This window comes from Kribbella sp. NBC_00662 (assembly GCF_041430295.1).
Classification (GTDB): Bacteria; Actinomycetota; Actinomycetes; order Propionibacteriales; family Kribbellaceae; genus Kribbella.
On record NZ_CP109029.1, the window covers coordinates 1,877,149 to 1,900,632 of the forward strand.

At 68.7% G+C, this 23,484-nt stretch carries 22 protein-coding genes and 1 tRNA gene; 10 read left to right on the forward strand and 13 right to left on the reverse strand.

Features of this window, described 5'->3' with window-relative positions; genetic code table 11:
* The first annotated feature begins 48 nt into the window (after positions 1-48).
* Together OHA10_RS09480 and OHA10_RS09485 are read left to right on the forward strand one after the other, a co-directional pair.
* Positions 49-1,620, forward strand: a complete 1,572-nt coding sequence (locus OHA10_RS09480; protein WP_371407920.1) for an alkaline phosphatase — start codon at positions 49-51, stop codon at positions 1,618-1,620.
* Complete coding sequence (locus OHA10_RS09485; RefSeq protein WP_371405796.1) at positions 1,617-2,471, forward strand: hypothetical protein; 855 nt, start codon at positions 1,617-1,619, stop codon at positions 2,469-2,471. Before OHA10_RS09480 ends, OHA10_RS09485 begins: the two co-directional genes overlap by 4 nt.
* A gap of 45 nt (positions 2,472-2,516) precedes the next feature.
* On the opposite strand, the gene OHA10_RS09490 is transcribed toward OHA10_RS09485, so the two are convergent.
* Together OHA10_RS09490 and OHA10_RS09495 are read right to left on the reverse strand one after the other, a co-directional pair.
* On the reverse strand, positions 2,517-2,960 hold the full coding sequence (locus OHA10_RS09490; RefSeq protein WP_371405797.1) for a hypothetical protein: 444 nt from the start codon (positions 2,958-2,960) through the stop codon (positions 2,517-2,519).
* Positions 2,961-3,013: 53 nt separating this feature from the next.
* A tRNA-Gly gene (locus OHA10_RS09495) sits at positions 3,014-3,087 on the reverse strand.
* Positions 3,088-3,407: 320 nt separating this feature from the next.
* Between OHA10_RS09495 and OHA10_RS09500 the strand changes: the two genes are divergently transcribed.
* Positions 3,408-3,848 carry a MarR family winged helix-turn-helix transcriptional regulator gene (locus OHA10_RS09500; protein WP_137256174.1) on the forward strand — a complete coding sequence of 147 codons (441 nt, stop codon included), beginning with the start codon at positions 3,408-3,410 and terminating at the stop codon, positions 3,846-3,848.
* 142 nt (positions 3,849-3,990) lie between these two features.
* Positions 3,991-4,566 (forward strand): dCTP deaminase, encoded by a 576-nt coding sequence (gene dcd, locus OHA10_RS09505; protein WP_371405798.1) that lies wholly within the window; start codon positions 3,991-3,993, stop codon positions 4,564-4,566.
* A 45-nt stretch (positions 4,567-4,611) separates the two neighbouring features.
* Here dcd and OHA10_RS09510 read toward each other — a convergent pair whose 3' ends face one another.
* The 4 genes from OHA10_RS09510 to OHA10_RS09525 all read right to left on the reverse strand — a co-directional run bounded on the left by OHA10_RS09510 (position 4,612) and on the right by OHA10_RS09525 (position 8,314).
* A complete protein-coding gene (locus OHA10_RS09510) occupies positions 4,612-6,114 on the reverse strand; it encodes a hypothetical protein (protein ID WP_371405799.1) in 1,503 nt (500 codons plus the stop codon).
* A 214-nt stretch (positions 6,115-6,328) separates the two neighbouring features.
* On the reverse strand, positions 6,329-6,574 hold the full coding sequence (locus tag OHA10_RS09515; RefSeq protein WP_371405800.1) for a hypothetical protein: 246 nt from the start codon (positions 6,572-6,574) through the stop codon (positions 6,329-6,331).
* 148 nt (positions 6,575-6,722) lie between these two features.
* Complete coding sequence (locus tag OHA10_RS09520) at positions 6,723-7,559, reverse strand: DUF4097 domain-containing protein (protein WP_371405801.1); 837 nt, start codon at positions 7,557-7,559, stop codon at positions 6,723-6,725.
* Complete coding sequence (locus tag OHA10_RS09525) at positions 7,556-8,314, reverse strand: hypothetical protein (RefSeq protein WP_371405802.1); 759 nt, start codon at positions 8,312-8,314, stop codon at positions 7,556-7,558. Before OHA10_RS09525 ends, OHA10_RS09520 begins: the two co-directional genes overlap by 4 nt.
* Positions 8,315-8,424: 110 nt before the next feature.
* Here OHA10_RS09525 and OHA10_RS09530 point away from each other — a divergent pair, with 110 nt between their 5' ends.
* The 3 genes from OHA10_RS09530 (at position 8,425) to OHA10_RS09540 (ending at position 14,183) form a co-directional block, all read left to right on the forward strand.
* Positions 8,425-9,219 carry an SDR family NAD(P)-dependent oxidoreductase gene (locus OHA10_RS09530; protein ID WP_371405803.1) on the forward strand — a complete coding sequence of 265 codons (795 nt, stop codon included), beginning with the start codon at positions 8,425-8,427 and terminating at the stop codon, positions 9,217-9,219.
* 177 nt (positions 9,220-9,396) lie between these two features.
* Positions 9,397-11,610, forward strand: a complete 2,214-nt coding sequence (locus OHA10_RS09535) for a hypothetical protein (RefSeq protein WP_371405804.1) — start codon at positions 9,397-9,399, stop codon at positions 11,608-11,610.
* A 71-nt stretch (positions 11,611-11,681) separates the two neighbouring features.
* Positions 11,682-14,183, forward strand: coding sequence for a polysaccharide lyase family 8 super-sandwich domain-containing protein (locus OHA10_RS09540; protein WP_371405805.1), 2,502 nt, complete (start codon positions 11,682-11,684; stop codon positions 14,181-14,183).
* Here OHA10_RS09540 and OHA10_RS09545 read toward each other — a convergent pair.
* Positions 14,161-14,637, reverse strand: coding sequence for a MarR family transcriptional regulator (locus tag OHA10_RS09545; protein ID WP_363876522.1), 477 nt, complete (start codon positions 14,635-14,637; stop codon positions 14,161-14,163). The two genes, OHA10_RS09540 and OHA10_RS09545, sit on opposite strands and share 23 nt — an antisense overlap.
* Positions 14,634-15,233, reverse strand: coding sequence for a DJ-1/PfpI family protein (locus tag OHA10_RS09550; RefSeq protein WP_371405806.1), 600 nt, complete (start codon positions 15,231-15,233; stop codon positions 14,634-14,636). The genes OHA10_RS09545 and OHA10_RS09550 overlap by 4 nt, the downstream gene beginning before the upstream one ends.
* A gap of 85 nt (positions 15,234-15,318) precedes the next feature.
* Here OHA10_RS09550 and OHA10_RS09555 point away from each other — a divergent pair, with 85 nt between their 5' ends.
* Positions 15,319-15,762 carry an N-acetyltransferase family protein gene (locus OHA10_RS09555; protein ID WP_371405807.1) on the forward strand — a complete coding sequence of 148 codons (444 nt, stop codon included), beginning with the start codon at positions 15,319-15,321 and terminating at the stop codon, positions 15,760-15,762.
* Here the strand turns inward: OHA10_RS09555 and OHA10_RS09560 are convergent.
* From OHA10_RS09560 to OHA10_RS09575, 4 genes are all read right to left on the reverse strand, one after another.
* Positions 15,729-16,907 carry an MFS transporter gene (locus OHA10_RS09560; RefSeq protein WP_371405808.1) on the reverse strand — a complete coding sequence of 393 codons (1,179 nt, stop codon included), beginning with the start codon at positions 16,905-16,907 and terminating at the stop codon, positions 15,729-15,731. The genes OHA10_RS09555 and OHA10_RS09560 overlap by 34 nt on opposite strands.
* Positions 16,904-18,001: a MerR family transcriptional regulator gene (locus OHA10_RS09565; protein WP_371405809.1), complete on the reverse strand. Its 1,098-nt coding sequence runs from the start codon at positions 17,999-18,001 to the stop codon at positions 16,904-16,906. The genes OHA10_RS09560 and OHA10_RS09565 overlap by 4 nt, the downstream gene beginning before the upstream one ends.
* 91 nt (positions 18,002-18,092) lie before the next feature.
* Complete coding sequence (locus OHA10_RS09570) at positions 18,093-18,602, reverse strand: AAA family ATPase (protein ID WP_371407921.1); 510 nt, start codon at positions 18,600-18,602, stop codon at positions 18,093-18,095.
* A 24-nt stretch (positions 18,603-18,626) separates the two neighbouring features.
* Entirely contained in the window at positions 18,627-19,778 is a 1,152-nt protein-coding gene (locus OHA10_RS09575) for an anhydro-N-acetylmuramic acid kinase (protein WP_371405810.1), read from the reverse strand.
* A 246-nt stretch (positions 19,779-20,024) separates the two neighbouring features.
* On the opposite strand from OHA10_RS09575, the gene OHA10_RS09580 reads away from it, so the two are divergent.
* The gene (locus OHA10_RS09580) at positions 20,025-20,924 is read left to right on the forward strand and encodes an endo-beta-N-acetylglucosaminidase H (RefSeq protein WP_371405811.1); all 900 of its coding nucleotides are present in this window, start codon (positions 20,025-20,027) and stop codon (positions 20,922-20,924) included.
* Here the strand turns inward: OHA10_RS09580 and OHA10_RS09585 are convergent.
* Complete coding sequence (locus OHA10_RS09585; protein WP_371405812.1) at positions 20,921-21,436, reverse strand: histidine phosphatase family protein; 516 nt, start codon at positions 21,434-21,436, stop codon at positions 20,921-20,923. The two genes, OHA10_RS09580 and OHA10_RS09585, sit on opposite strands and share 4 nt — an antisense overlap.
* 85 nt (positions 21,437-21,521) lie before the next feature.
* Between OHA10_RS09585 and OHA10_RS09590 the strand changes: the two genes are divergently transcribed.
* Positions 21,522-23,381, forward strand: coding sequence for an acyl-CoA dehydrogenase (locus OHA10_RS09590; RefSeq protein WP_371407922.1), 1,860 nt, complete (start codon positions 21,522-21,524; stop codon positions 23,379-23,381).
* Positions 23,382-23,484 lie beyond the last annotated feature (103 nt).

Below are 23,484 nucleotides of genomic sequence, written 5' to 3' on the forward strand. Positions count from 1 at the left end.
CCGTTACGGAAGTGATCACCTCTCGATGATCGGGTGGGGCCTGTGCCGATGCGGAGTAGTCGACGAAGCTTTCTGACAGCGACCGGGGCAGCGGCGGCGCTCGCGCTGACCGGCAGTCTTCCGGAGATCAAGAGCGCCGCGGCCGGCTGGACCGGCCGTCCGGACCGGCGGGACCCGTTCACGCTCGGCGTCGCGTCCGGCGACCCGTTGCCGGACGCGGTCGTGATCTGGACCCGGCTCGCACCGGATCCGCTCGCGCCGTTCGGCGGGATGGATCGCCGACCGGTCGACGTCGAGTGGCAGGTCGCGGAGGACGAGCACTTCCGTCGCGTCGTCCGCCACGGTTCGGTGAAGGCCGGTCCGGAGGCGAGCCACTCCGTCCACGTCGACGTACGTGGACTGCGTCCGTGGCGGCACTACTGGTACCGCTTCCGCGTGAACGGTCACCTCAGCCCGGTCGGCCGCACCAAGACCGCGCCGACCGCCGACACCCAGCTGTCGAAGCTTTCGCTGGCGTTCGCGTCCTGCCAGGCGTGGTGGGAGGGCTGGTACACGGCGTACGCCGACATGGCGCGGCGGGACCACGACGTGGTGTTCTTCCTCGGCGACTACATCTACGAGTTCGGCATCGACCGCGGCATCCGGCCGCACTCGAACGAGCCGTACATCACCCAGCAGACCGTGACTCTCGACGAGTACCGGCAGCGCTATGCGGCGTACAAGCTGGACCCTGACCTCCAGACCGCGCACGCGAACGCGCCGTGGATCGTCACCCTCGACGACCACGAGGTGGTCGACAACTGGGCCGACGAGGCTCACCCGAGCGCGCCGCCCGCACAGTTCCGGGTACGCCGGGCCAACGCGTTCCGCGCGTACTGGGAACACATGCCGCTGCGGCTCGCGCAACTGCCGAAGGGGCCGGACATGCAGCTCTACCGGCGGATCAACTACGGCCGGCTCGCGGAGTTCAGCGTGCTGGACACGCGCCAGTACCGGTCCGACCAGGCGTACGGCGACGGCACGAAGGCGCCCGGACCGGAGACCGCCGACCCGACTCGCACAATCACCGGGGACGCGCAGGAGAAGTGGCTGCTCGACGGCTGGTCGGCGTCCCGAGCGCGGTGGAACGTGATGGCGCACCAGACCGCGATCGCCCGGCTCGACACGAAGGACGGGCCGGAGGTGCTCGTCCCGATGGACACCTGGGACGGGTACGAGGCGTCGCGGAACCGGATCCTCGGCGGCGCCGCGCAGCGCAAGGTCCGCAACCTGGTGTCGATCGCCGGCGACCTGCACCGCAGCGTCGCGTCGGACCTGAAGCTCGACTTCACGGATCCGGCATCGGCGACGGTCGGCGCCGAGTTCGTCGGTACGTCGATCACGTCCGGGATGGACGGTGAGGACCTCGACGCCGGTGGCGCCACGTTGCTGCGGGAGAACCCGCACATGAAGTTCGGCAACTTCCAGCGCGGCTACGTCAGCTGCACGATCACGCCGCAGCAGTGGGTCTCGGACTACCGCGTCGTCGACAAGGTGTCGGTCCAGGACGGCACTGTCAGCACCCGCGCCAAGCTCCTCGTCGAGGACGGCCGCCCCGGCATCTCGGAGGTCCAGGAATGAACATCTCCCGGCAGACCGTCATCGCGGCCGGCACGCTGGTGGCCGCCGCCCTGCTCGGCTCCAGCTCGGTGCCCAAGGCAACCACTTCGGACGTGGCAGTCAGTGTCGCGCCGGAGCAGCTGAGCGTGGTCGGGCTCCCATGCTTCCCGGGCACGCTCAACCTGACGATGACCAACACCGGCTCGCAGGACCGGTACGCCGACCTCACGCTCGACCCGACCGGTCCGCTGCAGCTCTCCCGCACCCTGTTCTCGTCGTGGCTGCCGGCACTCGATCCCGATCAGCCGGTCTCGGCGCCCGTCGAGGTCCGCGTACCACGCGACGCCGAGCCCGGCTCGTACAAGATCGGCGTCGAGGTCGACCGGCAGCGCGTCACCGTGCCGGTGACCGTCAACCCGCTCCCGCCGAAGGGTCCCGGCGACAACCTCGCGCTCGGCGAGCAGGCGACGGCGTCGTCCACGCACGGCAACTTCACCCTCTGCGGCGCCGTCGACGGCGACAAGGACTCCGAGCACTGGGACACCCTGACCGGCTGGAACGACGGCACCCGCGCCGCCTTCCCCGACACGTACGACGTGGCGCTGTCCACGCCGGCGACCGTCAACCGGGTTGAGCTGTACACGCTGGACTCCGCGAAGTACCCGGCCCGCGTGAACGGACTGAAGGACTGGGACGTCCAGGTCAAGGTCGGCGGCACCTGGCAGACCGTCGACCAGGTGCGCGGCAACACCGTCGGCCACGTCACGTCGACATTCACCCCCGTCCAGGCGGACGCCGTGCGCATCCTCTGCCTCGACGGCAACGACCACACCTACTCCCGCATCGTCGAACTCGAGGTCTACGGAAGCTGAACGGTTGACCCAGGCAACAGTCGATGCCTGGGTCAACCGTTTGAATCAGCCGAGTGCTGCGAGCACCGTCGCCAGCACGATCACGGCGAAGATTCCGACGGCCATGCCGAGAAGCACGCCGAGACCCTTCCGCTTCACCTTGCTATGGCCGATGCTCCCGGACGTGAACTGGTGGAACGGCGACGCGTAGAACACCGGCACCGCCTGGTTCGGCTGCACCGTGCAGTCGAGCGCGGCCTGGCCGTAGACACGGATCCATTGCGAGTGGATGTCGACGTGCAGCGGTCCGGCGGGCACCGGGATGTCGTTCCGGCCGTACTTGACCGGCACCGGGTAGCCGTTCAGGTGCACCGTCGGCGGAATCATGTTGGACGTCAGCGCGCTGCCCTGGATGGTCAGTTGCAACATCCCCATCGGCCCCGGCGGCTGGAACTGCTGCGGCTGGAACTGGGGCTGGAAGTTCGGCGGCGGCTGCTGCGGGTAGCTCATGCCGCCAAACGATAGAGCCTGTCAGGAGCGAAACGGGCGGACGCCCGGTGATCTGGAGCGGGTGACGGGAATCGAACCCGCACTGTCAGCTTGGGAAGCTGATGTTCTGCCATTGAACTACACCCGCGCGCTGCCGGTCTCCCGGCAGCGGTGAAGAGCATAGCCGATCGGTGGGCTCTCAACCATGCCGGGTCCGCGCGTCGGTTGTTGCGCGGTCAGGGTCTTGTCCCCAGAAGGTGCCGAATGCATCGAAAAGAGGGGTGCGGACGGTTTGCGCCGGGGGTTCTTGGGCAGTTTTCCACAAAGGGCGCGTTCAGGACTGGGCAGGTACGTCATCTTCTGGCAGATTAGAACGCGTTGCCGGGGGCAACATTCGACGCAACGTGAGGACGCGGTCCTCCGGACCGGACAAGATGGTTGCGGGGCAACTGGATGAAGGGGTGAACGGTGGCAACAGACACAAGTGACGCGGTGGACAACCTCGAGAAGGAACTCGTCACGTTGGCACGGCGGCTGCGGGGTCTGCAGCGGACGCTGTCCGACGAGGCGCACCCGGACCTGGAGCCGGCGCAGTACGCGTTGCTGAACCACGTCGAGGAGCTGGCGCCGGTGCGGATGGCCGACCTGGTGGCAGCACTCGAGGTGGACAAGGGTCCGGTCAGCCGGGCCTGCGCGCGACTCGAGGAAGAGGGTCTGCTGAAGCGTGCCGCCGACAAGTCGGACGCGCGGGCGACCCTGCTGACCCTGACCGCGGCCGGCAAGCGCAAGCTGACGGCGGCCCGGAAGAAGCGGCACAAGGTGATCGAGGACCTGCTCAAGGACTGGTCGCCGGCCCAGGTGAAGACCTTCGCCACCCAGGTGTCGAAGTTCAACAAGCTGGCCGACTGAGGTTAGTTGCCTCAGGCCCAGGTTGGTGGTGCGATCCCCGCCGGAGAGCTGAGGGCTCCGGACGATTCACCACCAGCCGCTGGGACGGGCCTGGAGTGCACTGAAGCTGTGCGGATGAGCAGCACGCTGCTAACGTGCGACCGTGCTGCTCTCCGACCGTGACATCTTGGCCGAGCTCGACGCGAAGCGGGTCCAGCTGGATCCGTTCGATGCTGCGATGGTGCAGCCGTCGAGTGTCGACGTACGGCTGGACCGGTTCTTCCGGGTTTTCGAGAACCACAGATACCCGCACATCGACCCCGCCGAGGAACAGCCGGATCTGACCCGGCTGGTCGAACCGGACGGCGAAGAGCCGTTCATCCTGCATCCCGGTGAGTTCGTCCTGGGATCGACGTACGAGCTGGTCACGCTCCCCGACGACGTCGCGGCCCGGCTCGAGGGCAAGTCGTCGCTCGGCCGGCTGGGGCTGCTCACGCACTCGACGGCCGGCTTCATCGACCCGGGCTTCTCCGGGCACGTGACGCTGGAGCTGTCGAACGTCGCCACGCTGCCGATCAAGCTGTGGCCCGGTATGAAGATCGGCCAGCTCTGCTTCTTCCGGCTCTCCTCCCCCGCGGAGCACCCGTACGGCTCGGAGAAGTACGGCTCTCGGTACCAGGGTCAGCGCGGCCCGACGCCGTCCCGGTCCTACCGCAACTTCCACCGCACCGACGTCTGAAGACATGAGAAGAGGCCCCGAGATCTCGGGGCCTCTTGCCTATGCTCAGGCGGTCGCCTTGACGAAGACGCAGACCGACTCGAGATCCGTCGAGTCGTAGCCGGTCGGCAACTGCCGGTAGACACCGCCGTACGGCGAGACCGCAACCGGCGACTCCTGCTTGCCGTTGTAGAGGCTCAGGCCCAGGTCGCCGTTCCCCGGGGAGCTGCTGTCCGACGGGGAGTCGCTCTCGGACGGGGTGTCGCCGGTCGACGGGGTGTCACCCGATGAGGGCGTGTCGCCGGAGGAAGGCGTGTCGCTCGAGCTCGGGCTGCTGGACGGGGCCGCGCTCGGCAGGTCCTCGCCGGTCTTGGCGTCCAGCATCACCGGCTGCGCCTCGGACTTCGCGTAGATCACACCGTGGTACGCCGTGGTCACGTCAGGCACGATGCGGCTGCCGGACTGAGTCGAGAAGCCCCAGCTCCGCTTGGCGGTCGTGTCGTCGATACCGAAGATCTCCCCCGAGCTGCTGCACACGACCGAGGTGGCCTGGTCCGCGATGCAGTCGTAGCTGGCGTTGTCCTTGTCCGGGAGCGCCACCTGCACCAGGGCACCGGTCGAGAGGTCGACCGCGAAGATCGCTTCAGCCTTGGTCCCCTGGCCGTAGTCGATGTACCTCATGCCGTAGAAGTACGCATGCTTGGCGGTATCAGCGAGCGGCTGGAGGACGGCCTGCTTCAACGGGAGCTGCTTCGTGACCTTCCCGCTCGCACCGTCGACGACCAGGATCGTGCCGTCGGTGGAGTTGTCCGACTGGGTGCCCTTCGCCCCGGCGACCACGCCGTTGTGCACAGCGGCCGGGTCCATGCCCGGGATGATCGTGGACTTCTGGGTCTTCGGGTCCGCGAACACCGTCAGGTCGATGCGCTTCACGGTGACGCTTCCGGCGGCGATCACGCCGACGGCGACCTGGCCGGTCTCCGGGTCGACCACCGTGTTCGCCAGGCCGGGAGAGCCGATGGCGCCGTCGCCCTCACCCTGGACCGTGCTCACCGGCGTGGAGACCTCGGCGATCTTCTTGCCGGACATCACGTCGATCCACTGGACGACGGCCAGGCCCCTCGGCTTCTGCGTGCCGTTGCCCTTGTCGGTCTCCGCGTACGCGACCACGGCGACGTCCTTGCCGTCGATCTTGGCCGCCATCGGCGGGGCCGCCTTGTTGACCGTTGTGGTGTCGGCCGTCTTCGACGGGATCATCCACTGGTTGTTCGGGTTGGCGACGTCGTGCCCGCTGAGCCCGGCGAAGCCGCCGATCAGCGCGACCTGGCCGGCGATACCCACCTGGGCCTCGTCGAGCGCCGAGCGGCCCGGGTAGTCGGCCGACGGGAACGCGGCCGCGACGCTGAGCGCCTTGGGCGGGTCGAAGGACGGGACCGTCGGAGCGGACGGGGTGGCGGAGGTGGTCGACTGGCCGCCGTTGTCGGATCCCGAGTCGGATTTCTTGTCATCACTGCCGCCGCAACCGGCCACCAGGATCAGGGCGGCGGCGACGGCTGTAGTTGCCACCATCGGGCGCAACATCGTTGGTTTCTCCCCAAGGTCGACCGAGAATGATCGACTGAACGCTAGCAGTGTCCATGGGTCGGCCCGGCAGTTATCCACAGGCCTTCCGCAACCTTGCACGAAGCTGCAGCGTCGGGGATCGCTCAGCTGGTCCGGGCGAGTCCCAGACGCTGCAACAGGTGGTAGAGCGCGGCGGCCGCGCTGTTCAGCGGTACGGCGTTCATCGGACGATCGAGAGTCCGGTCCCGCGGCGGCGGGGCTGCTGGTCGGCCAGGACCCGGGAGGTGGGCTCGGCCAGGCGGCGGGTGGGCTCCAGCCGGTCGGCCAGCCGGCGCAGTGCGCCGGCCAGGCCCTCCCGCGGGCTGGTGCGGTTCGCCTTGCGGTCGTGGAGCATGGCACGGGCCTCGGCGGCGCGCAGCTGCTCGGCAACTCGGTAGCGGGCAACTTCCTGGTGTTCGGTGATCATGATCGTGTTCCCCTCTGGTGATCCCCGTGGCTGGTTTTCGGCAATGCTTCGCTCAGGTCCCGCCGCCGCAGATGGCGGCGGGACCTCGCTATCCATGAACTCAACGAACCCGACTGCGCCGATCCGACGCGTGGGGCGTTGTTTCGGGTCAGACCTTGTAGACCGTGATGTCTCCGGAGACGGTGCGGGCCCGCAGCATCAGGGCGCGCTCCCCCTCGGCCGGCTTCTCGCCCGGCTCGAGGTCGCACCGGATGTGCCCGGTGACGGTCTTCAGGTCGAGGTACGTCGGGAGCCCCTCGGGCACCCCGATCTGGACGTCGCCGCGGGCCGTCTCGGCCTGGACGCTCGGTCCGTCGGCGATCTCGACCTTGACGTCGCCGGAACCGGAGGTGGCGACCGAGTGGTCGCGGATCCGCTCGATGGTGATGTCACCCGAGCCGACCTTGACGGAGGTGGGACCGTTGGCGTCGCCCACCGTGACGTCACCGGAGCCGGTGCTCAGGCCGAGCGCGTCGCCGGCCTCGTCGATGTCGATCGAGCCGGAGCCGGTGCTGGCCTTGACCGCGCCGGTGACCTCCTCGACCTTGACGTCCCCGCTGCCGGTGTTCACGCCCAGCTCGCCCTCGACCCGGGTCAGCTGTACGTCGCCGGACCCGGTGGACAGCCGGGCCGGGCCGATCGGCACCTCGGAGGTGATGTCTCCGGAGCCGGTCTTCACCCGGGCTTCGAGGACCGCCGAGGTGGCGATCCGGACCAGGATCTCCGGTCCGCGGCGGACGTTGCGCGGGCCCTCGATGATCAGCTCACCGTCGACGACCTCGACGATCACGTCCTCCTCCGGGCCGTTGTCGACGTCGATGGCGACCGCGGTCCCCTCGCCGTCGGGGTTGGCCTTGAGCTCGACCAGACCGGAGCCGATCTCGATCCGGATCCGCTCGATCCGCTCGCTCTCGTCGTCGGTGATCTGCTGGCTGAACCCACTCATTCGACCCACCCCGTCATCCGTTGTCCCGGGCCCTGTCCGCCCTTGCGTCGCTCCTTGTCCTCGCGGCGCCGGTCGCGGTCGTCACGTCGACGGTCGCGGTCGCGGCGGCCGCGCTCCGGTCCGAAGACGCCCTCGTCACCGAAGGGTCCGTTCGGACCGAACACGCCGTTCGGACCGAAGACGCCGTCGGGGCCGAGCGGGCCGTTCGGACCCAGCGGGCCTTCCGGGCCGAAGACCGGACCGCGCGGCGGACGCGGCGGCCGGGGCGGACGCGAGCCGCCACGGCGGCCACGGTCGCTCAGCTCGGTCATCACGGTGCGCATCAGCCACGCGTTCGAGGAGATGCCCTCGGCATTCGCGGCCTCGTCCACCTTGTTCTTGATCGACATCGGCAGCCGGAGGGTGATCCGGGCGGTCGGCTCGTCGGCGTCGAACACGAACTGCTCGCTCGCCTCCGCGTCGGCCTCGTCGTCGACATCGTCGTCGGTCTCGTCCGGACCGGTCAGCTGGCTGGGCGCCGGCGTGACCACGAACTCAGGACGGCCACCGGCCATCCGGAGCTCGACCGAACCCGGGGACAGCTCACGGCTGATCTCCCCGGCGGCGTCGGACAGGGCTGAGATGAGGGCCAGGCGGCCCGCGTCATCCAGCGTCGCCCCGAGGCGCTGGGCCACGGAGCGGGTTTGCTCGTCGGCCAGGGCGGTGGCGTTCTCAACGCTCCGCCGGACCGACTCGAGGTAGTGGTCAAGTTCCATGGCAGCAATCATGACGTCATCGTGACGTCACTGTCAACCCCCGTGATGTCAGATCGTCGTCAGAGTGGCGGCAGAGGCAGAATGGCGTGCAGTCAACCGAGGGAGGATCCGTGTCCAGAGGGGTACTCATCACCGGCGCGTCCAGGGGCGTCGGCGCGGCCGCCGCGCAGGCGTTCGCACGGGCCGGCGACCGGGTCGTGCTGCACTGCCGGGGCGCGGTCGATCGCGCCGAGGAGATCCGGGCCGGACTGCCCGGCGATGGCCACGCCGTGATCGCCGCTGATCTCGGCGATTCGGCCGCAATCCCTGCCCTGGTTGACGAATCGGCCACAGCACTCGGGCGGATCGACGTACTGGTCAACAACGCGGCGATGTTCGTCGACGAGCCGGTCGGCGGTTCGCGCCGGGTCGGTCACCCGCTGGCCGAGACGTCGTACGACGAGTGGGTCGCGACGTGGCGTCGTACGTTGGCCGTCAACCTCGAGGGAGCGGCGCATGTGACCTGGTGCGTGGCGCGGCAGATGCTCGACAAGGAGCCCGCGGACGGCGTACGGCGGGGCGCGATCGTCAATGTCGGATCGCGCGGCGCCTACCGCGGCGAGCCGGATGTGCCCGCGTACGGCGCCTCGAAGGCCGGACTGCACTCGCTCGGGCAGTCGTTGGCGGCATCGTTGGCGCCACATGACATCAGCGTGACGTCAATCGCGCCCGGATTCATCGCCACCGACATGACCGAGGCGTTCCTGGCCGGTCCCGGCGGCGACGCGATCCGCGCGCAGAGCCCGTTCGACCGCGTCGCCACCGCGGAGGAGGTCGGCGACGCGATCTTCTGGCTGGCCTCACCCCACGCGAACTGGGCCAGCGGCGCGGTCCTCGACTTCAACGGGGCGTCGTACCTGCACTGAGGGCCCGAGCGTCGGCTTCACCCGTCTGAGCCACGGCCGTAACAGATCCTTGTTGGCTCAGTTATTCAGTAACAACGGGTGAGCTTCCGGATACCTGGAGAGGGGTCCGGACCGGTGCACCCGCCTGTCCGGTGCACCCGTCCGTCGCCGGGCTCGTCGTACAACGGGAGCCTCTTCATGCGTTTCGCCCGCATCACCCTGGGCCTGCTGCTGACGCTGGCAGGTCTGGTGGCCACCGTGGCCGGAGCCGTCGCCGCCTTCTGGCTGGTCGGTCCGGACAACACGATCTCGACCCCCGGCCGCGAGTTCGCCAGTTCTGGTCTCGCGGTCGTCACCGCGCCCACGCTGCTCGACCGGCACGGCCCGACGCTGCACGTCAGTGCGTCGGGCAACAAGCCGCTGTTCGTCGGCATCGCGCAGGACCTCGACGTTCGCAACTACCTCGCGGGGTCGGCGCATACGCGCCTGATCCGGTTCGAGCCGCCGGGCACGTTCGGCACACAGGACTTGCGCGGCCGCACCGGCAAGCTGACGCCGCCGGGCGAGCTCGACTGGTGGGTCGCGCAGTCCGCGTCCGGTTCGCAGTCGGTGAGTTGGCCGCTGCAGGACGGTCGGTACGAGGTCGTCGTGATGAACGCGGACGGCACACCGGCCGTCGGAGCCAAGGTCAGCTTCGGCGTCGAGGTGCACCGGCTGTTCGGGATCTGCCTGCTGGTGCTGGGCGCGGGGGTGCTGGTGCTCGCGCTGGGCCTGGCGCTGATGTTCCGCCGGCGCCAGGTCGCGGCCGTTGCCGCCGACAACGCGACCACGACCGAGATCCCGGTGCCGGTCGCGGACCACATCCCGGCTCTCGCCGCGGTGGCGTCCGCGCCGGCCGACCACGAGGCCAACAGTCCGGCGTACAGGGTGTCACCGTTCGCGCCGGAGCGGGTCAGCCCGTTCGCGCCGACGCAGCAGACCGAGCCCGTGGAGAAGCCCGCGCCTGCCAAGCCCGGCGTGGCGAGGCCTGCGGCCGCCAGGTCCGCTGTGGCCCAGCCCGCCGCGGTCAAGGCTGCGCCGACGCCGATGCCGGCTGCGCCGATGTTCATGTCGCCTGCTGCGGTCGCTCGCGCGAAGTCGCCGGCGCTGATCGGCGCCGGTGCCTCCCAGCGGTACGACGAGCCGCCGACGTCCGGCGAACCGGCCGACCGGCCGGAGTCGGTCGAGTCCGCCAGGACCGTCGAGCGCACCACGACCGAGTCCACCGGGACCGCTGAGCACACCACGACCGAGCGCAGCAAGACCGAGCGCACTGACACCGAGCGCAGCAAGACCGAGCGCACTGACACCGAGCGCACTGACACCGTCGAGCCCGAGACGGTGCCGCTCGCCGCCTCGCCGGAGTTCGAGAAGAGTGACGAGGCGGTCCGCCGTACGGCCGCTCTCCTCGCCAGCGGCGCTTTGTTGCTCACCACAACGAGCTGCGGCCTGATGCCGCCGAAGAACAGCCTGACCGCGCCGGACAGCCGTCCGGCCGTCACGCTCGCCGACGCGCAGGCCGTCGTCCAGCGCTACAACCAGCTGAACAACCAGGCCAACCAGACGCGTGACGCCAAGCTCTCCGCGACCATCGAGGGCAACCCGACGCTCGCGCAGACGCAGGCCGGCTTCGTGATCGGGCGCAAGCTCGACGCAGCCGGCAAGGACGTCTCGAAGCCGTTCAGCTACACGAACCCGGAGATCGGCGCGCCGCAGTTCGCGTCGTACCCGATGCGGTTCGTGGTCAGCTCGGGCGTCTCCAACGCGCCGGGGGCCCGACAGCTCGGCGTCTGGCAGCGGGAGAACGCCGGCAGCCCGTGGCTGTTGACGCACTCGGTCTACCCGCCGAAGGCGGTCGAGCTGCCGTCGGTCGACGGGATGCGCACCCCGGACGTCAGCGCGCTGAACAAGCTGCGGAGTCAGCCCGCGACAGTCGCGAAGGACCTCGCGGCGTACCTCAGCGGCGGACCGAACGCGCCGCAGGCGAAGTTGTTCACGCCGTCGCCCGCCCTGTCGAGCATGCTCAAGCTGCGCGCGACGTCAAAGGCCAACGACACCGCGGAGCCGTACATCGCGAGCGTGACCGACGCGTTCGCGGCGTCGGGCGAGCCGCTGACCTTCATCACGTCGTCCGGCGACGCGCTGGTGTTCCTGACGCTCACCGAGCAGTACCTGCAGCGCGTCGAGCCGGGCTCGAACGCCTACTGGACCAGCGGCGAGGCGACCGCCTTCAGCAGCATGGTCAAGTACACCCAGAGCCTCCACCAGGACTACCTCCACCAGGTCGCCCTGGTCATCCCCACCAAATCCACCGACGAAGCCATCCGGGTCCTGTCCATCGACCCCCAACTCATCGGAGCCGGCGGCCAGTAAGCGCTTGCCGGAAGATAGTTCCGGCTGATTGACTCCCGGGGTGAGGTTTTTCCCACCGCCCGGGAGTTCCAGTGGACATCACTCGTCGCCGCCTGCTGTCGTTCGTGCCCGCCACCGCTCTGCTGACCGCGGTGAATCCGGCTCCGGCCGCGCACGCCACCATGGGTGCGGTGAGCGCTGACCCCGGCCGGCTGCTGGCCAACGCGATCGCGATCTATGCCGGTACGGCGGAATCCAACGCGCGCACCGAGGTCGCCGCGAAGGTCGCCGCCATCGACAGCACCGCGCGTACCTGGCTGGCCGCGCTCGACCGGGCCGGCGCCGGGGAACTGTTCGCCGGGCTCCCCCTCGGCACCAGCGATCCGAATCTCAGCTCGTCGTACCAGCACCTCTACGAGATCGCGCTCGCGTACCGCCGGCCCGGACCGGCGTCGGACCTGCAAGGCAGCGAGCAGGTGCGTGCCCGGATCGCGGAGAAGCTGCTCTGGCTGCACGAGAAGTACTACGGCGACCAGTCGAAGGGGTACTACGGCAACTGGTTCACCTGGGAGATCGGCATCTCGACGTTCGTGTCGAAGACGCTCGCGCTGATCGACGCCCCGACCGACCTGATCACGCAGTACGTCGCCTCGATGGACGCGTACCTGCGCAACGGGAAGGACGGCGACGTCGACCTCGACTCGCGCTTCCACACCGGCGCGAACCTCGTCGACATCACCGCGAACCGGGTCCTGCAAGGTGCGCTGCTGAACGACGACGCCCGGATCCGGAAGGCACTGCAGGACCAGTTCACGGTCTTCGCGACCATCGACCCGTACAACCTCCAGCACGACGTCACCGACGGGTACTACGCGGACGGCTCGTTCATCCAGCACGCCTCGGTCGCCTACACGGGTTCGTACGGAAAGGGCCTGCTCAGCCGGGTTGTGCAGACCATCAAGGTGCTCGCCGGGACGGAGTACGCGCAGGGTGACGACCTGGTCGGCGTGGTGCAGGGCTGGGTCGAGCACGGGTTCGCGCCGCTGATCTTCGAGGGCTGGATGATGGAGATCGTCAAGGGTCGCGCGGTCTCCCGGACAGCGACCGGGTACGACGATGTGGCCGTCGTCGTGGAGGCCATCGTCGACCTCGCGGACTATGCCACCGGCACGGACGCCCAGCGGTTGAAGGCGTTCGCGAAGTTCACCGCGCGACCGACGATCAACGTGAACAGCTTCGTGTCCCCGGTCAGCATCGGGCGGTTCGCGGACCTCAAGAACGACCCGGCGATCGTCCCGGCCGACCTCAACCCGGCGGCGAGTACGACGGCGTTCAACGCGATGGACCGGACCGTGCATCGGCGGCCCGGGTACGCGTTCGCGGTCGCGCGGAACTCGGAGCGGATCAGCAAGTACGAGTACATGAGCGGCGAGAACCTGCTGCCGTGGTTCCAGGGCGACGGCGCCCACTACCTCTACCTGGCGGGCGAGGACCAGACGAAGTCGTTCGGCATCGACTACTTCACGACGGTCTCGCCGTACGCGCTCGGCGGTGTGACGGCACCGGTCGAGACGCGGAGGTCGGTCCCCGAGCTGTACGGGACGGCGTACTACGACAATCCGCCGACCTTCACCGCGTCGTCGGAGTCGCAGAACACCTACATCTACTTCCCGACCGGAACCAACGTGCACTCCGGCGGCGCGACCCTCGACGCGTACGGCGCGGTCGGCTGGGTGCAGTCGGACGACTTCGCGTACGCGTCCCGCGCGAGCCTGCCGGACGACTTCGTGGTCTACAAGAACGCGTCCGCGACCAAGTCCTGGTTCCTGCTCGATGACGAGATCGTCGTACTGGCGGCCGGCGTCGGCGACGCGACCCGCGCCGTCACAACCACCCTCGACACCCGCATCGCCGGCGCGACCGATCCCGTCACCATCACCGGCGTACGCCGTGACGGCCGCCCGTGGACCGGTCCGGGACAAGTAAGCCCGCGCTGGCTGCGCTACGCCAACAGCACGGCCTCCATCGGCTACCACTTCCTGCAGCCGACGCAGCTGTCGGTCGATCTGCAGGCGGTCACCCGGAGCCGCCGGGTAGTGCGCACCTCAAACCCGGATACAGCAATCACCAAGCAGGTTTTCGCCCTCACCGCCACGCAGCCGGCCGGCACCACGCACTCCCTCGCCTACGCGTTGGTGCCCAACGCAACAGAGTCGACGCTGAAGGCCTACCAGCACAACCGGATCCTGCCGCTCGCCAACACCGTGAAGGTGCAAGCGATCCAGCACCTGGGCCTCCGCCTCACCGCCGCCAACACCTTTACCCCGGGCGCGCACAACCTTCCTGGGCTCACCATCGACGGTCCGGCGTCGTTGCTCCTCCGCCGTCAGTCGTCAGGCGTGCAGGTTGCCGTCTCCGATCCGACGACACAGCGCGACACCATCACCGTCAACCTGTGGGCGCAGTACCTCAAGGCCGCGACTCCCGTCGAAGGCGTTCAGGTGACGCGGACACTCACCGGCACGCGGCTGACCTTCACCACCCGGCACACCTACGGGAGCAGCCTCGCGATCAGGCTTCTTCCAGCTTGGTGATGATCGCCTGCATGGTGGCAAGGGTCGTCCGAAGGTCGTCGAGGTCGACCGCCTTCGCGAGCTGGGACGTCCACGGGTGCTGGGCGACCGCGATCTGGCGGATCGCCCAGTAGCCGGCCTCGGTGCACGCGAGCAGCTTGGCGCGCCGATGGGCCGGGTTCGGCCGGTACTCCGCGAGGCCGCGCTCCACGAGCAGATCCGCTATCCGTTGCACACCCTGCCGGCTGACGCCCATGATCCGTCCGACGTCGGCGACCGACCGTGGCTCGTCCAGTACGCCGCCCAGCACCTGCCACCACGCAGCCGTCAGGCCGCCGTGCGCGGCGAGGTCCTGGGCGGCCTCCATCAGCCGCGCGTTCAGCCGGAAGGTGGCGAGGACGACATCGGTCAACACCGCACCACCTTCCGACTGCTTCGTCGGCTTCGGCCACTCTTCCCGGGGTGGAACCGTCATCCCACCAGCGTCGCGTACGCCGCGGGGTCGGCGCGATGGAACACGCCTTCGTACGCCTCGAGCTTCCGCTCGTCCGCGAGCTCGAGCCGCTGCAGCACCGCCCGCGCGAACTGCACCGGCGAGTCCGGACCCGCGGTGATCAGATCCCCACCGACAACCGCGCGCTCGTCGACATAGTTGCCGACGCCCTGGTATCCGGTCGCCTGCAAGTACTCCTTCGCCGCACTCGTGTGCTTGCGCTCATCCAGCAGCCCGGCCCGAGCCAGCCCCGCCGTCGCCCCGCAGATCGCCGCCACCGGCACCGACGCCTCGAGGAACCGCGCCGCCAACTTCGCGAACGCATCCCCACCCCCGTTGTCCCACTGCCCCGACCCTGCCAGCACCAGCAGGTCCCCCGCATCCGGCTCGACGTCGGCAATCGTCACGTCCGGCACGACCCGCATCCCACCCATGGTCAGCACCGGCTCCAACGACTCCCCCACCGTCACCACGGTCCACGGCTCCCCGGTGAACCGCCCGGTCCGCAACTCCACCACCAGATGCCCGATCTCCCAGTCCGCCAACGTCTCGTAGACCGCCACATAAGCTGTTCTCATAGACAACATGCTGTCATTTAGACAACATGTTGTCAAGCACTGGAAATGAGATGCCCGGCCGTGCGGCTCCTGGGAGGGTTGAGGGATGGGCGTGCGTGAGTTGACGGTGACTGACTGGGCCGGTCTGTGGCCGCTGGTGAAGGGCTTCGGGACCGAGTTCCCGGAGGCGGAGTCGCGCGGGTACTTCGAGGAGCTGGTGCAGGATCCGCGGTGGGTGGCGCTGGGGTACGACGACGATGGCGAGCTGATCGGGTACGCCGCAGTGCAGGACTATGGCACGCATCTCCGAGCCGGGCGGCGGCACCACGGGCGACTGCACGACCTGTATGTGCTGCCGGACCGCCGGCGTGGTGGGGTCGGGCGGGCACTGATGGCGGCCGTCGCGGAGTGGGCGTCGACCCGGGTGCGGTATCTCGAGTGGCAGGGCCATCACGAGCGGGCGGCGCCGTTCTACGAAGCCTTGGGGTATCGCGGTGAGCCGTGTCCACAGCCGGACTACCCGACCTTCGAGATCGACTTCGGCAAATAGTCGCGGAGCAGAAGTAGGCCGGCAACCGCGGTCGCGGCGGCAGCGAGCGTGAGCGCATGGTGTACGTCGAGCGTCGCGAGGAGATTCGTCGACACGATCAGTGGAACGGTCTGGACCAGCGACAGCAGCGACTGAAGCCGAGTCCGGTGCGATCGCGGCGTACTGCGGACGAACACCGGAGCAAGGTGCGACGTGAACAGCCCGACCCCGACGCCTTCCACGAGGGTCGCACCGACCGCCAGCGGCACGGACGGCGCCAGCGTTAGACCCGCGATCCCGAGCGCGGCAAGCAGACACCCGATCCCACCCGTCAGTCCCGCACGGGCAAAGGTGCCGAGGCGGGCGACCAGGATCGTCACGACCAACCCACCACAAACGTTGCCTGCCACAACAAACCCTGCCTGCCCAGCAGCCCAGCCATGTGATCGGGCAAGCAGCGGAACACACAGCGACGTGACCGGCAGAACGAATGCGGCGACCAAAGCCACCACGCCCAGCACCATCCGCAGCACAGGATCACCAGCAGCAACCCGCAACCCGTCCAGCGCCTCACGCACAACGGAACGGCCGGCGGCTTGCGCCGGGCTCACGTCGTACGGCGGTCTGAGCATGAACAAGACGAGGAACTGCACCGCAAACGTCAGCCCGTCGAGCACGAGCGCCCCGACCAGCCCGACCGTGACCACGAGCAGCCCACTCACCGGTCCGCCCGCGAGGGTGATCAGCTGCGTGGCCGACGTACGCAATGCCATTGCCTTAGGCAACTGATCGTCGGGCACGAACAGTCGCGGCAGCACACCCGCGGCCGGCAGCGCGAACGCATCAACCGTCCCGACCACAACCGCCGTCGTCACCAGCAGGCCGGCCGACATCCCACGAATCCCGACCACCAGAGCGAGCAGCAAGCAGCACGTGCCGACGATCGCGCTGCATCCGAGCAGCAGTCGGCGCGCACCGATCCGATCGCCGAGGACGCCACCGAGCAGCAGAAGTACGGCTCGCGGCAGGGTGAACCCGGTCAGCACCAGCGCGGCGATCTGCGGACCGATGCCCGTTGCCGCCCAGCCGAGCGCGAAGAACAGCGCGGTGTCGCCGAGGACCGAGAGTGTGGAACCTGCCAGCCAGCCGTAGTACGACCGCGTCACCCGTCCAGCCGGACAGGCATGACGAGCGTGGTGAACGTGCCCTGGTCAGCCGACCGTACGACGACAGGCCGCGCCGGCTCGCAGATCTCGAGCAGCACGTCCGGCCCGACACTCGCCTCCAGCGCGGCGGCGAGCAGACTCGCGGTGAACCCGACCCGCACCGACCCGGACCCGATCGCGTCGAGCTTCACCTCGTCACCGATCCGCAGACTCTCGGAGTCGATGTCAAAAGCAACCACATCCCGCCCGACCAGCACGTCGAGCAGCCCCACCCGATCCACCACCACCCGGCAAACCGGCGGCGTCAGCCCGTCAAGAATCTGCTGGTACGCCGGGTACTCCGCATCGACAACCGCCAGCTCCCGCGACTCGTCACCCCGCACGAGTCTGAGCCCGCTGTCCACCTCCACCCGGACCACATCCCCCGCCGCAACCCATCGCCCGACCGCGGCCAACTCCTCGGCCTGCACCAAGACCCGCGCAGCCGCGCCGTCGAACTCCGTCGGCCGAACGGTACGGACCGACAACCGATACCTGTCGGTCGCCACAAAGGTGATCTCGTCGGGCGAGAACTCGATCAGCACACAACTCAACACCACCTCCAAGCCGCTCTCCCCCAATCCACCCGCCGGGACGGATCCGCCGCCGGGAGATGGTCGATCGCCGGAATGCGATCCGGCAGGAGAGGCGGTACGCCTGGCCGCGGTCGGTGCTACCTGGCGGATTGCGCTGGCCAGTTCGGGGCCGCCTAGCGTGGCCACCGTTTGGTGGGAGAGGAGTTGGGTGAGGAGGCGCTCGGCTGCGGCTCGGGTGGCGGTGGACTTTGCTTCGAGGGTGCGGAGGTGGGACCGGACCAGGTCCGCGACGTCGGCCGGGTCGGCATCCAGGGCGATGCGGACCTCCGGCAGCGGCAGGTCGATCTCGCGCAGGTCGCGGAGCAGGCGGGCTCGGGGTTCTTGCGAGCGGTCGTAGTACCGGTAGCCGTTGGCGGCGTCCACGAAGGCGGGCGGCAGCAGCCCGCAGTCGTCGTAGAACCGCAGTGCACTGGGCGCCAACCCCACCACGCGCGCAAACTCACTGATCGTCAGCCTCATGCGCCCGACCCTGATCCCTGAACCAACTCGAAGGTCAACCCGGCTTTCCGGAGACAAACCGGCACCCGGTGGCAGGAAGGTTCCGAAAAGGTCAACTCCGGAGCCGGCCCCACAGGCTGATGGTCTTGCCGAACCGTTCGCCGCGGATCCAGTCCAGGATGCTCTTCGCGGACCGCTCCGGCGCGACGTCCCCGCGCACCGACCGCGGTACGTGCTTGCGGATCTCGGCCGCGTCCGCGAGCGCCTCCTCGATCTGCGCCTCCGGCCAACCACGTCCGGCCAGCCGTTTCCGCCGTACGGCGTCCGGGCAGTCCAGATGCAGCCAGCGACCTTCCGGCAGCTCGGCCGGCAGCAGCGGGGAGAGCAGCAGCACCGGGATCCCGGACCGCCGGATCAGCTCGGTGATCCGCAACCAGAGCGCGTTGTACGCCGGCCAGATCGGAGCCGCCGTCGGACTCGCGATGTCGATCCCGAGCAGCCGGCCGTTGTCGTCCAGCAGCTCGTCCATGTCCATCACGACCAGGTTCCCCGGGCTGAGCCGCACCAGCTCCGGCACCACTGTCGTCTTCCCCGATCCGGGTGCCCCTGTCACCACGAACATCCTCGTCACAGCTCTAGTGTGCGGTCATTGCACCAGAAGGCGCGACGGAGGTCGCGCCTCGCCCGAAATCGTGGGTAGTCCGCTCAGTCCGGGGGTGACCGAGCCGAGGACGCTGGAATGCCTCGCGCCGGTGCAGCTCGGTACCGTCCCGCCGAGGCCGTGCACGCTCAGGAACCCGAGTACGGCGAACGCGTACGCCTCCTTCGCCGCCGACGGCATCCCCAGCTCGTCCGTGGTCCGGACCGGAATCTCCAGCTCGTCCGCCAGCAGATGCATCAACGCCGGGTTCTGGATCCCGCCTCCCGATGCGACCACCTCGGTCCCGCCGTACCGCCGGACCGCGTCGGCGACCGTCCGGGCGGTCAGCGTGGTCACGGTCGCGACCAGGTCCTCCGCCGGGATCTCCGGCAGACCCTCCATCGCCCGCGCCACGTACGACAGGTTGAACAGCTCCTTCCCCGTCGACTTCGGCGCCGGACGCTCGTAGTACGGCTCCGCCAGCAGTCGTCCGAGCAGTTCCTCATGCACCTGGCCGCGCGCGGCCATCACCCCGTCCGCGTCGAACGGCCGCCCGGTCAGCTCGGTCACCACGGCGTCGATCAGCGCATTGGCCGGACCGGTGTCGAAGGCAACCGGTTCGCCGTGGACGACGGTGATGTTCGCGATGCCGCCGAGATTCAGCGCCACCGGTACGCCGGGTCGCCCGCGCAACCACAGCACGTCGATGATGCTGACCAGCGGCGCACCCTGCCCGCCCGCTGCCACGTCCCGCGCGCGCAGGTCCGACACCACCGGTACGCCGGTCGCCTCCGCGATCCACGCCGGCTGCCCGAGCTGCAGCGTCCCGCGCACCGAGCCGTCGTCGACCCAGTGGAACACCGTCTGCCCGTGCGAGACGATCAGGTCGGCGTACCCGCCGCACAGCTGCTCCACGGCCTGCTGCGCCACCGCGGCGAATGCCTGCCCGATCCCGGTGTCCAGCCGGCACACCTGCTCGACCGTCGTCGATGCCGGCGGCAATGAAGCCGCGACCGCGGCCCGCAGCTCCTCCGGGTACGGCTGGCTCAGCATGCCCAGCGGCGTCAGCACCAGCACGTCTCCGTCCAGCCGCAGGTCCGCGGCAGCGGCGTCGATCGCGTCGTACGACGTCCCGGACATCAGCCCGATCACTCGCATGTCACTCCCGTCGGTGGCGGTCGCAACCTCCAGTTTCGTCCATCACCCACGACACCGCGAACCCGACCGCAACCATCCGCGCACGGTAGCCTGCCAACCTCTTGACACCGGGTTGGTGCGGATCGATGATCGGTGTCGCTATACCGGTTTATCTCCTGTCGCCGCCTGCGCTTCTGGCCAGGCGGCGACGGGTACTTAACCGATATAGCGACACCGCCCATCGTGTGACGAGGAGTCGATCAGCTCATGAAGCGAAGGACCCTGTTGTCAGCCCTGGCCGCCGGCACCGCCGCGGCCGCCACCGGTGCCGCACTGCCCGCCGAGGCGGCGACCAAATGCCGCCGGGCGCGGAAGACCGGACCGGTCACCGTCGCGTACATCGAGGTCAACGACCACAGCATGCTGAGCGCCGGCAAGTACACGCTGGCGAACGGCGGCGCGCAGGTGATCGACGTCGCGGTGATCTTCGCGGCGAACATCAACTACGACGGGTCGAACGCGTACCTGTTCTTCAACGACCAGGTGACCAACGTCCTGAACAACGTCGCCACCCAGGTCCGCCCGCTGCAGCAGAAGGGCATCAAGGTCCTGCTGTCGGTCCTCGGCAACCACCAGGGCGCCGGTTTCGCGAACTTCCCGAACCAGGCCGCCGCCGACGCGTTCGCGCAGCAGCTGGCCGACGCGGTCAACCAGTACGGCCTGGACGGCATCGACTTCGACGACGAGTACGCTGAGTACGGCAACAACGGCACCGGCCAGCCGAACGACTTCTCGTTCTTCTACCTGATCCAGGCCCTCCGCGCCAAGCTCCCCAACAAGCTGATCACGCTCTACGACATCGGCCCCGCGGCGGACCGCCTGTCCTACAACGGCCAGAGCATCGCGGAGACCTTCAACTACGCCTGGAACCCGTACTACGGCACGTGGGGCGTCCCCAGCGGACCGAGCGAGAAGTCGCGCCTGTCCCCCGCGGCCATCTCCTACACCGCGACCAGCTCGTCGACCGCCGCGAGCCTGGCCCAGCGAACGGTCAACGAGGGGTACGGCGTCTTCCTCACGTACAACCTGACCGAGTCCGACACGTCGTCGTACATGACGTCGTTCACCCAGAAGCTGTACGGCAGCGCCACCGTCTACACGCCCTAGATCCGGTACTCCCATCCCGGCTGCCAGTTGAACGGGGAGACGATCAGCTCCTCCATCGAAGCGCGACTACCGAGGAGGTGTTCGAGCGCCCACCGGTTCGCCGAGTGGGCGATCACGAGCACCACCCGGCCGTCGTACCACCACTTGACGTCCTCGAGGAACGCGCGGGTCAACTCGACGACGTCGGTGTAGCTCTGACCGCCGGGGAACCGGCTGTGGACGCGTTTGACCCTCGGGTCGAGCGCGTCCACAGGCGCGCCGTTGAGCTCGCCGTAGTTGCACTCGCGCAACCGCCAGTCCTGCAGGTGCGGCACGGTCAGCCCGGACAGTTCGACGGTCTGTACTGCGCGCCGCAGGTCCGAGCTGAACACCACGTCGACGTCCTGCCGGCGCGGCCCGATCTCCGCCGCCAGCCGGCGCCCCTCCTCGGACAGCTCACCCGGCAGCCAACCGCTCGCGATCCCACGCTCGTTGTCGACGGTGATCGAGTGGGTCTCGTAAATCAGCTTCATACCTCACAGTCAATCTCCCTTTGCCTTCATTACCGGCGGGTATATACTTAAGTTACTCGTGAGTAAGCTGGTGAAGGGGAACCTTGTGAGCCACTACAAGTCGAATCTGCGGGATATCGAGTTCAATCTGCTCGAGGTGCTGGGCCGCGGCGACGTCCTCGGTCAGGGTCCGTACGCCGACATGGACGTCGCTACCGCCCGTGAGGTGCTCGCGGAGGTGGACCGGCTGGCCAAGCACGAGCTGGCCGAGTCGTTCGCGGAGGCCGACCGGAACCCGCCGGTCTTCGACCCGGAGGCGCACGAGGTCCGGATGCCCGAGGCGTTCAAGAAGAGCTACCACGCCTACATGGACGCGGAGTGGTTCAAGCTCGAGCTGCCGGCTGAGCTCGGAGGTCAGCCGACCCCGCCGTCGCTGCGCTGGGCCGCCGCCGAGCTGGTGCTCGGCGCCAACCCGCCGGTCCACATGTACGCCGCCGGCCCGAACTTCGCGCACGTGCTGTGGCGCAACGGCGTCGATCGCGACAAGAAGATCGCGCACCACATCATCGAGCGCGGCTGGGGCGCCACGATGGTGCTGACCGAGCCGGACGCCGGTTCCGACGTCGGCGCCGGCCGCACGAAGGCCACGCTGCAGGAGGACGGCAGCTGGCACATCGAGGGCGTCAAGCGGTTCATCACCTCGGGCGAGCACGACCTGACCGAGAACATCATCCACCTGGTCCTCGCCCGCCCGCAGGGCATCGAGGGCGTCGGCGGTCCGGGTACGAAGGGCCTCAGCCTGTTCGTGGTCCCGAAGTACGACTTCGACCTCGAGACCGGTGAGCTGACCGGTGGGCGCAACGGCGCCTTCGTCACGAACGTCGAGAAGAAGATGGGGATCAAGGTCTCCACGACCTGCGAGATCACCTTCGGCGACGGCGTACCCGCGAAGGGCTGGCTGCTCGGCGAGGTGCACGACGGCATCGCGCAGATGTTCCAGGTGATCGAGTACGCGCGGATGATGGTCGGCACCAAGGCGATCGCCACGCTGTCCACCGGCTACCTGAACGCGCTCGAGTACGCCAAGGAGCGGGTGCAGGGCGCGGACCTGACGCAGCCGGCCAAGGACGCGCCGCGGGTCACGATCACCCACCACCCCGACGTACGGCGTTCGCTGATGACGCAGAAGGCGTACGCCGAGGCGCTGCGGGCGCTGGTGTTGTTCACGGCGACGTACCAGGACCGGGCCGAGCAGGCGCGGTACGCCGGTGAGCACGACGACCTGGCCGAGCGGGTCAACGACCTGCTGCTGCCGCTGGTGAAGGGCTACGGGTCGGAGAAGTCCTGGACGCTGCTCGGCACCGAGTCGCTGCAGACGTTCGGCGGGTCCGGCTTCCTGCAGGACTACCCGATCGAGCAGTACGTGCGCGACGCGAAGATCGACACGCTCTACGAGGGCACGACGGCGATCCAGGGCCAGGACCTGTTCTTCCGGAAGATCATCAAGGACCAGGGCAAGGCGCTGGGCCACCTGGCCGAGCAGGTGCAGGCGTTCGTCGCTTCCGAGGCAGGCAACGGCCGGCTGAAGGAGGAGCGCGGGCTGCTCGCGAAGGGCCTCGAGGACACCCAGAAGATCCTGGGCATCATGGGGCAGGCCCTGATGGCCAGCAACCCGCAGGCGGAGAACGGCGACCCGCGCAACGTCTACAAGGTCGGCCTGAACACCTCGCGGCTGCTGTTCGTCCTCGGTGACGTGGTCTGCTCGTGGCTGATGCTCCGCCAGGCCGAGGTCGCGCTGGAGCGGCTGGGCGGCGAGCTTTCCCCTGCTGACCAGGACTTTTACACCGGCAAGGTCGCGGCGGCCCAGTGGTTCGTCCGCAGCACGATGCCGTCGGTCCGGGCCGAGCGGGTCAAGGCCGAGCTCACCGATCTCGACGTCATGGACCTGCCCGAGTCCGCCTTCTGAGACTCCTCCGGCTCGAGCGCTTGCGCGGCTCGAGCCGGAGGGTTCCACCTCGGGGCAGATTCATCTGCCCCGGGTTGCCCCGCGATCTGCCCTGTTGCACAGC

Excerpts from the sequence above, each read along its gene's own strand:
- OHA10_RS09480 (WP_371407920.1), top strand. The coding sequence starts at position 49 with ATGCGGAGTAGTCGACGAAGCTTTCTGACAGCGACCGGGGCAGCGGCG.
- OHA10_RS09485 (WP_371405796.1), top strand. The coding sequence starts at position 1,617 with ATGAACATCTCCCGGCAGACCGTCATCGCGGCCGGCACGCTGGTGGCC.
- OHA10_RS09490 (WP_371405797.1), bottom strand. The coding sequence starts at position 2,960 with ATGAGCTACCCGCAGCAGCCGCCGCCGAACTTCCAGCCCCAGTTCCAG.
- OHA10_RS09510 (WP_371405799.1), bottom strand. The coding sequence starts at position 6,114 with ATGGTGGCAACTACAGCCGTCGCCGCCGCCCTGATCCTGGTGGCCGGT.
- OHA10_RS09515 (WP_371405800.1), bottom strand. The coding sequence starts at position 6,574 with ATGATCACCGAACACCAGGAAGTTGCCCGCTACCGAGTTGCCGAGCAG.
- OHA10_RS09520 (WP_371405801.1), bottom strand. The coding sequence starts at position 7,559 with ATGAGTGGGTTCAGCCAGCAGATCACCGACGACGAGAGCGAGCGGATC.
- OHA10_RS09525 (WP_371405802.1), bottom strand. The coding sequence starts at position 8,314 with ATGGAACTTGACCACTACCTCGAGTCGGTCCGGCGGAGCGTTGAGAAC.
- OHA10_RS09535 (WP_371405804.1), top strand. The coding sequence starts at position 9,397 with ATGCGTTTCGCCCGCATCACCCTGGGCCTGCTGCTGACGCTGGCAGGT.
- OHA10_RS09545 (WP_363876522.1), bottom strand. The coding sequence starts at position 14,637 with ATGACGGTTCCACCCCGGGAAGAGTGGCCGAAGCCGACGAAGCAGTCG.
- OHA10_RS09550 (WP_371405806.1), bottom strand. The coding sequence starts at position 15,233 with ATGAGAACAGCTTATGTGGCGGTCTACGAGACGTTGGCGGACTGGGAG.
- OHA10_RS09555 (WP_371405807.1), top strand. The coding sequence starts at position 15,319 with ATGGGCGTGCGTGAGTTGACGGTGACTGACTGGGCCGGTCTGTGGCCG.
- OHA10_RS09565 (WP_371405809.1), bottom strand. The coding sequence starts at position 18,001 with ATGAGGCTGACGATCAGTGAGTTTGCGCGCGTGGTGGGGTTGGCGCCC.
- OHA10_RS09570 (WP_371407921.1), bottom strand. The coding sequence starts at position 18,602 with ATGTTCGTGGTGACAGGGGCACCCGGATCGGGGAAGACGACAGTGGTG.
- OHA10_RS09575 (WP_371405810.1), bottom strand. The coding sequence starts at position 19,778 with ATGCGAGTGATCGGGCTGATGTCCGGGACGTCGTACGACGCGATCGAC.
- OHA10_RS09580 (WP_371405811.1), top strand. The coding sequence starts at position 20,025 with ATGAAGCGAAGGACCCTGTTGTCAGCCCTGGCCGCCGGCACCGCCGCG.
- OHA10_RS09585 (WP_371405812.1), bottom strand. The coding sequence starts at position 21,436 with ATGAAGCTGATTTACGAGACCCACTCGATCACCGTCGACAACGAGCGT.